The sequence below is a fragment of the Bacillus sp. OK048 genome, from assembly GCF_900103525.1.
Lineage (GTDB): Bacteria > Bacillota > Bacilli > Bacillales > Cytobacillaceae > Neobacillus.
Genome location: NZ_FNHN01000039.1, coordinates 1 through 1,548, shown reverse-complemented (window position 1 = coordinate 1,548; position 1,548 = coordinate 1). Strand labels below are relative to the sequence as shown.

The window sequence follows — 1,548 nt, the reverse complement described above, 5'->3', positions numbered from 1 at the left end:
AACATTCCCTAATCTTTTTTCGTGTTTTGGATTTTTAAAGGTAAAATAATGGGCTATTACTTACCCATTAACGTGATAATTCGTTTCATATTCACTACGAAGAGGGTTGTTGCACTTTGTATGTGCATACCTAATAGACCATGGGAATGGCTTTTTTTAAACCCATGGCGATTCTTTAACTCTGCATTTTTAGCCTCGATCATATACCTGTTTTTCGCTAACTCCTTGAACTCATCTGTTTCCTGATAGAATTGGTGTTCTTCATGAATTTTATCCTTCTTCAAAGTTACGGTATATGTTTTGCTTGCAGCTCCTTCTTTATAACAGCCTTCTCTAAGTGGACAAACCTTACACTTTTCAATATCAAAGTAGTGCGTTTCTCGTAACACAGTTCCTTCAGTAGTGTGTTTTTTCTTTCCATGTAATGCCTTCTTAATTGCCATATGTCCAGCGGTACATACATATCGCCCAGCATCCTTATTGTATTGAAATTCTCCTGATGCTCTTTTGTTTCCCTCCGATACGGTCTTGCTTAATTTCGATACTAACTTAAATTCTTTCTCTTTTGCATATTCAATCATCTCTTTCTCAGAGTAAGCCCCATCGCCAATGAATGCTTTCACTTCAATTCCGTTTTCAACAGATTTCTCAATTAGCTCTTTTGCTTGTTTTCCGTCATTCTGTTCCCCTGTTGTAACGATTGCCGATGTCACAATACGCTCTGGAACCATCGCGATGTGAGTTTTGTACCCAAAAAATGAAGAATCTGAACTCTTATGTCCTACTTTTGCATCTTTTTCCACAGTTGAGTTCAGGTGTTCGATGTCATCATTTACGATCTCTTCTAATAAGTTAGCCTTTAATTTTACGTCTTCCTTTATGTATAATCTTTCATCTTCTTTAATGATATCTATTAATTGATTACAATAGTTGATATGGTCTAATAATTCATTCGTACCTGGCTTAGCCGGCATTTTATCTTTATAGGTTTCGTCTTGTTTATAAACGCTCTTTCTTAATTGTTTTGACTGTTCAATCAAAATTTCAATGGGTGATTTAGAGTTAAACATACTGTCCGTATGGGTTGAATCCACAATGATCTGGTTCGATTTAATAAGACCTTCCTGTAAGGCAATTTCAACCGTCTTTTTAATAAGGACATCTAATAAAGACTCATCTTTTAATCGAAGTTTTCTAAATTTCGTTAGACTCGTTGGGTGAACTATTTTATCTTCAGGTGCTACATCTAAAAAATATTTAAATGACATATCAAAAGTTGCTCTTTCAATCAAATCACGATCAGACATTGGGTACATTACTTTAAGGAGTAATAATTTGAACATCATAATAGGGCATTTGGCTGTGGCGCCAAATGCCTCATTATACATATCTTTTAACTCTTCATAGATAAATTCAAAATCAACTAAGTTATTAAATTTTCTCAAGAAATGATCTTCTGGGATCAATATATCATAAAGTGCACTGTATGAACTTAGCACTAATTCTTTTTTAGGAAGCATAGTTTCACCCATTTTCTAAATGTTTTCT

The 1,548-nt window shown here is 34.3% G+C and carries 1 protein-coding gene; it reads right to left on the bottom strand.

The window, feature by feature from the left end; translation table 11 throughout:
• Positions 1 to 56 precede the first annotated feature (56 nt).
• Positions 57 to 1,520 (bottom strand): IS1182 family transposase, encoded by a 1,464-nt coding sequence (locus BLR86_RS25475; protein WP_090768612.1) that lies wholly within the window; start codon positions 1,518 to 1,520, stop codon positions 57 to 59.
• Positions 1,521 to 1,548: the final 28 nt, after the last annotated feature.